Source organism: Donghicola tyrosinivorans (assembly GCF_003003355.1).
In the GTDB taxonomy this organism is placed as follows: Bacteria; Pseudomonadota; Alphaproteobacteria; order Rhodobacterales; family Rhodobacteraceae; genus Donghicola; species Donghicola tyrosinivorans.
The window spans coordinates 443,887-451,619 of sequence record NZ_PVTQ01000003.1; the positions used below are offsets into that span (position 1 = coordinate 443,887).

The 7,733-nt window shown below is 58.2% G+C and carries 8 protein-coding genes; 4 read left to right on the plus strand and 4 right to left on the minus strand.

Annotated elements, in window-relative coordinates; genetic code table 11:
- Window positions 1-60: 60 nt before the first annotated feature.
- Window positions 61-1,077: a hypothetical protein gene (locus tag CLV74_RS06960; protein ID WP_106263497.1), complete on the minus strand. Its 1,017-nt coding sequence runs from the start codon at window positions 1,075-1,077 to the stop codon at window positions 61-63.
- A gap of 256 nt (window positions 1,078-1,333) precedes the next feature.
- On the minus strand, window positions 1,334-2,032 hold the full coding sequence (gene pyrF / locus CLV74_RS06965) for an orotidine-5'-phosphate decarboxylase (RefSeq protein ID WP_106263498.1): 699 nt from the start codon (window positions 2,030-2,032) through the stop codon (window positions 1,334-1,336).
- Window positions 2,033-2,216: 184 nt separating this feature from the next.
- On the opposite strand from pyrF, the gene clpB reads away from it, so the two are divergent.
- Window positions 2,217-4,835, plus strand: coding sequence for an ATP-dependent chaperone ClpB (clpB, locus tag CLV74_RS06970; protein WP_106263499.1), 2,619 nt, complete (start codon window positions 2,217-2,219; stop codon window positions 4,833-4,835).
- Window positions 4,836-4,883: 48 nt separating this feature from the next.
- Here the strand turns inward: clpB and CLV74_RS06975 are convergent, their stop codons facing one another.
- Window positions 4,884-5,327 (minus strand): DUF302 domain-containing protein, encoded by a 444-nt coding sequence (locus CLV74_RS06975; RefSeq protein WP_106263500.1) that lies wholly within the window; start codon window positions 5,325-5,327, stop codon window positions 4,884-4,886.
- 176 nt (window positions 5,328-5,503) lie between these two features.
- Here CLV74_RS06975 and msrP point away from each other — a divergent pair, with 176 nt between their 5' ends.
- Window positions 5,504-6,400 (plus strand): protein-methionine-sulfoxide reductase catalytic subunit MsrP, encoded by an 897-nt coding sequence (gene msrP, locus CLV74_RS06980; protein ID WP_106263501.1) that lies wholly within the window; start codon window positions 5,504-5,506, stop codon window positions 6,398-6,400.
- Here the strand turns inward: msrP and CLV74_RS06985 are convergent.
- Window positions 6,391-6,810, minus strand: a complete 420-nt coding sequence (locus tag CLV74_RS06985) for a DUF2306 domain-containing protein (RefSeq protein WP_106263502.1) — start codon at window positions 6,808-6,810, stop codon at window positions 6,391-6,393. The genes msrP and CLV74_RS06985 overlap by 10 nt on opposite strands.
- 34 nt (window positions 6,811-6,844) lie before the next feature.
- Here CLV74_RS06985 and msrQ point away from each other — a divergent pair, with 34 nt between their 5' ends.
- Together msrQ and CLV74_RS22995 are read left to right on the plus strand one after the other, a co-directional pair.
- Window positions 6,845-7,471: a protein-methionine-sulfoxide reductase heme-binding subunit MsrQ gene (msrQ, locus tag CLV74_RS06990; RefSeq protein WP_106263503.1), complete on the plus strand. Its 627-nt coding sequence runs from the start codon at window positions 6,845-6,847 to the stop codon at window positions 7,469-7,471.
- Between the two features lie 28 nt (window positions 7,472-7,499).
- Window positions 7,500-7,733, plus strand: a 234-nt coding sequence (locus tag CLV74_RS22995) for a hypothetical protein (RefSeq protein WP_211299012.1), incomplete at its 3' end; no start/stop codon positions are given.

The following is a 7,733-nucleotide window of genomic DNA, read 5'->3' on the forward strand; positions in this document are numbered from 1 at the left end:
GGCAAAAATACCTCCGCCGGAGGCAACGGCGCGGCAGCGCCGTCTTCTTTGCGCCAGCACTCAGATGTCTTCAACCAAAACCGCCACAATCCGCGATTCCCGCTTGGCCAGAATCTCGTCGCTTGGCGAGTCGGTGAACTTGCGATTGGCCAATGCGCCCTCTGCGGTTTCGGCCCATTCCAAACGCAAGCGCTCGCCAGCTTCATAGGTCAGGGGGGCGCCCATCAAGGTCGGAACCGAGATGTATTTGACCATCGGCTTGCTGATGAAATCTTCCGAGAATGTGACCGAGAATTTCTGCGTTGTTGTTCCGGTCGACAAGGTCATCATGCCGCCCTCCGGCGTGCAAAGAGCCACAAAACCGATCACTTTGCCCGCTTGGGCGGGGATAAAGCTGATTCCATCTTCGCCAGGGTCCCACGTGGTCACGGATATCGCCCTGTTGTCGAAGGTGCTGACGGTGCCGCCATCGAAATGCTCGATCGCGCGGAGGGGGACAACGGCATTGGGGCCCGCCTCAGGGGCGCGAGCTTCTTGGCAAATCTCTACACCCCCATCGGCGATAAAATTGATAATGCTGGACTCAGGGTCGTAGTGGGCGAAATTCGAATAGTGGCTGTTTTTCACCCCACCATGATAAGGGCGTCTTCGCGCGAATTCTTCGTTCACATCGAAATAGGGAACGTTGTAGCGCTCAAATAGCCCCTTCAGATCGGCATTGTATATGCAGTCCACCGGCGACAGATGCCGTCTGCGTGTCCGCATGATCAAAGCGCCGAACCTAACCTGCGCATGGGCGCATCCGATCAGAAGGTATTCGATGCCCCGCAAAAGTTCGGATGCGTCGTAGTTCTGGAAATCTATGTGGTTTTCGTCATTCAGGGCGTATTCCCAAATCAGGGTATCGCCGGGCTCCAAGTCGCTGTTGAACAGGGATTGGTAGAAGCCCACATACGATGGCACGTCGCCGATCGAGATATTGCGAACCGTTTCCCGTTCACGCATTTGCTGGGAAAATTTCGGGGCCCATCCTTTTTTCATGCGCGAATTCGAGCCACCCGTAATGTAAATCGTCATATCGCAACCTTTCACACGTTGTGTCTCGAAAGATTGGCAGGCGGTGCATGACCCGACCTGCGCTATTTGTTCTACTCCTTTTGCATTGCCGCAATTCGGCGGCTTAAAATGCATTAAATACCTGATTGATATAAGTATTTTTCCTGATTCCGAGACTGATTGAGGTATATCGGAATTGGGTTGTGTGGCAAATAATAAATACACGCATAAAGGGAATTACGCCTTTATGCGTGTACTTCCGTTGCAAATGTTTTGATCAGAGGGCTGACAGTTCCGCCTGAACCGCCTGCGCCGCTGCGCGGGGATCGGGCGCGCGCCAGATCGGGCGGCCGACGACGATATGGTTGGCCCCTGCGGAAATCGCGCTGGCGGGGGTGGCGATACGCTTTTGATCATCGGTGGCGCTGCCGGTGGGGCGCACGCCGGGGGTGACGATCAGGCGGCCTGCGGATTCGGGCAGGGCACGGATGCGGGCCGCCTCTTGAGGCGAGCAGATGATGCCGTCCGCACCGGCATCAAAGGCACGGCCTGCGCGCTCGACCACCAGATCATCGACGGCACCGTCTTTGATCAGGGCGCCATCCAGATCGCCACGATCCAGAGAGGTCAGGATCGTCACGCCCAAAATCTTCATGTTGCTACCCGAGGCGCCCTCTTTCGCGGCCTTCACTACATAGGGGTCGCCATGGACGGTCAGGAAATCCAGATCGAACTGGGCCAGACCACGCACCGCGTTCTCGACCGTCTGGCCGATGTCGAACAGCTTCATATCCAGGAAGATCTTTTTGTTGTGATCGTCCTTCAACTCCATCGCCAAGGCCAGACCGCCACCGGTCAGCATGCCAAGGCCGATCTTGTAAAAGCTGACGGCGTCCCCGATCTGTTCGACGACTTTCAGTCCTTCGATGGCGTTGGGCACGTCTAGGGCTACGATCAGACGGTCATCTGCGGTCATGGGGCTTCTCCTATGGGAATGGATCTGCCCTCTGATACGCCGCGCTTTTTCGCGGGTCCAGAGGGGTAGGCCCCTTGAAACCGCTGGTTGCGGGGGCCACCTTGTAGAGGGAAGGCCCAACACCAGCCGCGTGCCGCAAAGCGGGCGCATTACCGGATGGGCGCTTATAATGAGGAGAACGGCCATGAACCTTGAAAAGTTCACGGAGCGGTCGCGTGGTTTCCTTCAGGCCGCGCAGACAATCGCTATGCGCGAGGGGCATCAGCAACTGAGCCCCGAACATCTGCTGAAGGCTCTTATGGATGATGACCAAGGGCTTGCCGCCAACCTGATCAACCGTTCGGGCGGGCAGGCGAATGCTGTGCGTCAGGCCATTGATCTGGCAGTGGACAAACTGCCGAAGGTCAGCGGTGACGCGGGTCAGGTCTATATGTCCCAACAACTGGGCAAGGTTCTGGCCGAGGCCGAAGCCATCGCTAAAAAGGCTGGTGACAGCTTTGTCCCTGTGGAACGTCTGCTGATGGCGTTGGCGCTGGTGAAGACCAAAGCCAAGGATGCGCTGGATGCGGGTGCTGTGACGCCGCAGGGGCTGAACTCGGCCATCAACGATATTCGTAAAGGACGCACTGCGGATTCGGCATCGGCGGAAGAGGGGTATGATGCCCTCAAGAAATACGCCACCGATCTGACCGACCGTGCGGCACAGGGCAAGATTGACCCGATCATTGGGCGCGACGAAGAAATTCGCCGCTCGATGCAGGTTCTGTCGCGCCGGACCAAGAACAACCCGGTCCTCATCGGTGAACCCGGTGTGGGTAAGACCGCGATCGCCGAAGGTCTGGCTCTGCGGATTGTGAACGGGGACGTGCCCGAATCCCTGCGCAACAAGAAATTGTTGGCACTGGATATGGGTGCGCTGATCGCCGGTGCGAAATACCGCGGTGAATTCGAAGAGCGTCTGAAAGCCGTTCTGAATGAGGTCACCGAGGCCGCGGGCGAGATCATCCTGTTCATCGACGAGATGCATGTTCTGGTCGGTGCCGGTAAAACCGATGGCGCGATGGATGCGGCCAACCTGATCAAGCCTGCGCTTGCACGGGGTGAATTGCACTGCGTCGGTGCCACCACGCTGGACGAATACCGCAAGTACATCGAAAAAGATGCCGCTCTGGCGCGCCGGTTCCAGCCCTTGGTGGTGGAAGAGCCGACCGTTGAGGACACCATCAGTATCCTGCGCGGTATTAAGGAAAAGTACGAACTGCACCACGGCGTGCGGATCAGCGACTCGGCCCTTGTGGCGGCGGCGACTCTGTCGCACCGCTATATTACGGACCGGTTCCTGCCCGATAAGGCCATCGACCTGATGGACGAAGCCGCCAGCCGTCTGCGGATGGCAGTGGACAGCAAGCCCGAAGAACTGGACGCCATTGATCGCGAGATCCTGCAAAAGCAGATCGAAGCCGAGGCCCTCAAGAAAGAGGATGACGCCGCATCGAAGGACCGACTTGAAAAGCTTGAGGTCGAACTGGCCGATCTGCAGGATCGCAGTGCCGAACTGACCGCCCGTTGGCAGGCCGAGCGTGACAAGTTGGCCGGTGCCCGCGACCTGAAAGAACAGCTGGACCGCGCCCGCGCCGAACTGGAGCAGGCCAAGCGGGAAGGCAATCTGGCCCGCGCAGGCGAGCTGTCCTACGGCATCATCCCGCAGCTTGAAAAGCAGTTGGGTCAAGCCGAAGAGGCAGAGGCCGATGGCGTCATGGTCGAAGAGGCCGTGCGCCCCGAGCAGATCGCTCAGGTCGTCGAACGTTGGACCGGTATCCCGACCACCAAAATGCTGGAAGGGGAACGGGACAAGCTGCTGAAGATGGAGGACGAGATCGGTCGTCGCGTCATCGGTCAGCGTCAGGCGGTCCGTGCTGTGTCGAACGCGGTGCGCCGTGCCCGTGCGGGTCTGAACGATGAGAACCGGCCGCTTGGCAGCTTCCTCTTCCTCGGGCCGACCGGCGTGGGTAAGACCGAATTGACCAAGGCTCTGGCCGAGTACCTCTTTGACGACGACAGCGCGATGGTCCGCATCGACATGTCCGAGTTCATGGAGAAGCACGCGGTCAGCCGTCTGATCGGTGCCCCTCCGGGCTATGTGGGTTATGACGAAGGCGGTGTCCTGACCGAGGCCGTCCGTCGCCGCCCCTATCAGGTGGTTCTGTTTGATGAGGTCGAAAAGGCGCATCCGGATGTGTTCAACGTCCTGCTGCAAGTTCTGGACGATGGTTTGCTGACCGATGGTCAGGGCCGGACCGTGGACTTTAAGCAGACGCTGATCATTCTGACGTCGAACCTTGGGGCGCAGGCGCTGAGCCAGCTTCCCGACGGGGCTGACGCGGCGGATGCCAAGCGTGATGTGATGGATGCCGTGCGGGCGCACTTCCGCCCCGAATTCCTGAACCGTCTGGACGAGACGATCATCTTTGACCGTCTGGGCCGGAAGGACATGGATGGCATCGTGGATATCCAGCTGCGCCGCCTTGAAAAGCGTCTGGCCTCACGGAAGATCGCGCTGCAACTGGACGACAGTGCCAAGACATGGCTGGCTGACGAAGGCTACGATCCGGTCTTTGGTGCCCGCCCGTTGAAGCGCGTGATCCAGAACGCGCTGCAAAACACTTTGGCCGAGATGATCCTCTCGGGTGAGGTGATGGATGGCAGCACTGTGCCGATCTCGGCCGGTGCGGATGGTCTGATCATTGGCGAGAAGATCGGCGCCAGCAATCGGCCAAAGCCTGACGACGCAGTTGTTCACTAATAGATAAAGAAAGCCCCGGCGGATCACTCTGCCGGGGCTTTTTCGTTCTTACTCGATCCCGATGGCGTTTCGGACGATGCCATCCAGCATCTGCTGAACCTCTTGCATCGGGCCTTCTGGGAAGGGGCGATAGCCAATGACCGTGGTGTCGGGTTTGTCTGCCGCGACCATGACGAAGATGTCGTAGGGGCAGTACATGACGTTCTTCAAATCCGCCTCCATCACGCTGCGCGACACACTGGCCGAACAAAAGCTGTAAACGTCTGCGGCCTGAAACAGTACCTTGTCCGAGCCTATGTCGGCGCGGGTGCGTTCCAGCATCTCGCCGGTGTGGCTGATGTGGTCGATCACCAGCCCCGCATCGATGATCGCGCTCTCAAGGCCAAATGTGACATCGTCAAAGCTCTGGTCGGTTTCATAAATCACGGGTTCTTCGGCAAAGGTCGCGCTGGCGCTTAGGCACAGGGCGGCGATGATGGGCAAATGTCTCATGGGTCCTCCAGCGATAAACGCATTCCCTTTTATGAATGCATCATGCCTTGCCGCGGCGCGTCGCGCAATTGGGTGTGGCGAAAGGTTACAATCGGCTTACGTCACTGTGAAAATCTGTTTGTCGCCGGAATAGGGGGCGAATGCTACGTTTTCTGCAACACTGGAAGGAGACCCCCATGGCCCACCGTTGGCAGAATACCCTGACCCAAGACGATGTGACCCCCGAAGCGATGTTTCTGAACCGTCGTCAAATGATGGCTGGCGCGGCTGCACTGGGGCTGGGACTGACGGCGCAGCCTTTGCTGGCTGCCTCGCTAGAGCCGAACAGCTATGAGGACATCACCAGCTATAACAACTTTTACGAATTCGGCACCGGCAAGGATGACCCGGCCCGTTATGCGGGATCGCTGAAAACCTCGCCTTGGACGGTGAAGATCGACGGGATGGTGGATCGCCCCGGCGATTATAGCTTTGACCAGATCATGTCCAAGATGACCGTGGAAGAGCGCATCTATCGTTTCCGCTGTGTTGAGGCATGGTCGATGGTGGTGCCGTGGAACGGGTTTGAACTGGCCGATCTGCTGGATATGGCGGGTGTTCAGTCGGGCGCGAAATATGTGGGCTTTGAAACTGCCGTGCGTCCCGATGAGATGCCGGGCGTGCGTGCCCGCGTTCTGGACTGGCCTTACCGTGAAGGTCTGCGTCTGGATGAGGCCCGCCATCCGCTGACGATCATGGCCACGGGCATTTACGGCAAGCCGATCCCGAACCAGAATGGCGCACCTTTGCGTCTGGTGGTGCCGTGGAAATATGGCTTCAAATCGATCAAGTCGATTGTCCGCATCACCCTGACCGACAAAGAACCCAAGACCAGCTGGAACATGGCCAACGCGCGCGAGTATGGCTTTTATAGTAATGTGAACCCAGAGGTCAGCCACCCGCGTTGGTCTCAGGCGACCGAGCGGCGCATCGGCGGGGGGCTTTTTGCCAAACGTCAGGATACCCTGATGTTCAACGGGTACGATGAGGTCGCGCCGCTCTATAAGGGTATGGACCTGAAGACCTACTTCTGATGCAGGGCAGGGGGCGTGCCGAAAACCACTTCATGCATGATGCGGTTCGGAAGTAAGGTAAATGCCCCCGCCACAATCAGCGCGCCAAAGAAGGTGTAGGTCATGGATTTCCGGTGCCCTGCGATGTTGCCGGTGCGGGCGCGGTATATGCCGTAGGGAATAACCAGCAGCACAAACACTGAGATCAAGTGGATCGGACTAAACCGTCCCCAGACGTGCAGAGTGCTGATCCAGAACGACGACACCGCGATCGCCACCATGAGGGCACACCAAAGATACCCGATGATCCGGTGCAGCCCTGTCCCCTTGGGCATGGCGAACTGGATTACGCCAAGAACAAATGCGGCCAGTGCCGCAAACGCATGAAGAGAGATGACCGGACCTGCGGCCAAAAGCGGGGAAAAGGACATAAAATGATCTCTGAACGAATAAGGTAAAAGAATAATGACCGCGCGAACGGCCCCTCGCCATCCGACACTTTCCGACCAGATCAATCAAGTGCTGCGCCGTGTGCCGACTTGGCCGGTGTACCTGATCGCGGCCTTGCCGCCTGTGTGGTTGCTCTATTCCGGTCTGACTGGCGGCCTTGGGGCCGATCCCATCAAGGCGCTAGAGCGTGAGATGGGCGAACTGGGACTAAAGTTGCTGATCGCCAGCCTTCTGGTCACGCCATTACGGCGGTTTGCGGGGATCAACCTGCTTCGCTTCCGTCGGGCGCTGGGGTTGATTGCGTTCTTCTATATCGCGCTCCATCTGCTGGTCTGGCTGGTGTTAGATGTGCAGATCCCGTCCCAGATCATCGTGGATATCATCAAGCGGCCCTATGTGACCGTGGGCATGGCGGGCTTTGTTCTTTTGGTGCCCTTGGCTTTGACCTCGAATAACTGGTCGATCCGCAAGTTGGGGCGGCGTTGGCAGAACCTGCACAAGCTTGTCTATCCGGCGATCCTACTGGGGGCGGTCCACTTTGTGATGTTGGTGAAGGGCTGGCAGGTCGAGCCCTTGGTTTACCTTGGTCTCTGCATTCTGCTGGTGGGGCTTCGGTATTTACCAAGGCGTCGTGCGGGCTGACTCGGAGGTGTGGGGGGAAAGTTGCGTGATGTCGCGATTTTGCGCACATATCTTGCTGGTGACGCCATGGTGGTGCGGGTTAGCCCTTAGAAAACACTTAGAAAATGTGGAAAATATAGGCATCACACATTTTCTTCGAGTTTTTGTCATCAAACTGCAATTTTCCGCTTGCGACTCTTCTCGCCTATCCGTAGAAGACCCCTCACCGGCGGCGCTGAGGCGCGGTTGGGGCGGACGGGACGGTCGCAAGGCTGTTTGGTTC

Bases quoted from the DNA above. Each gene is read 5' to 3' on its own strand.
- msrQ (WP_106263503.1), top strand. From the start codon at position 6,845: ATGACCGCGCGAACGGCCCCTCGCCATCCGACACTTTCCGACCAGATC.
- CLV74_RS06985 (WP_106263502.1), bottom strand. From the start codon at position 6,810: ATGTCCTTTTCCCCGCTTTTGGCCGCAGGTCCGGTCATCTCTCTTCAT.
- CLV74_RS06960 (WP_106263497.1), bottom strand. From the start codon at position 1,077: ATGACGATTTACATTACGGGTGGCTCGAATTCGCGCATGAAAAAAGGA.
- msrP (WP_106263501.1), top strand. From the start codon at position 5,504: ATGGCCCACCGTTGGCAGAATACCCTGACCCAAGACGATGTGACCCCC.
- clpB (WP_106263499.1), top strand. From the start codon at position 2,217: ATGAACCTTGAAAAGTTCACGGAGCGGTCGCGTGGTTTCCTTCAGGCC.
- CLV74_RS06975 (WP_106263500.1), bottom strand. From the start codon at position 5,327: ATGAGACATTTGCCCATCATCGCCGCCCTGTGCCTAAGCGCCAGCGCG.
- pyrF (WP_106263498.1), bottom strand. From the start codon at position 2,032: ATGACCGCAGATGACCGTCTGATCGTAGCCCTAGACGTGCCCAACGCC.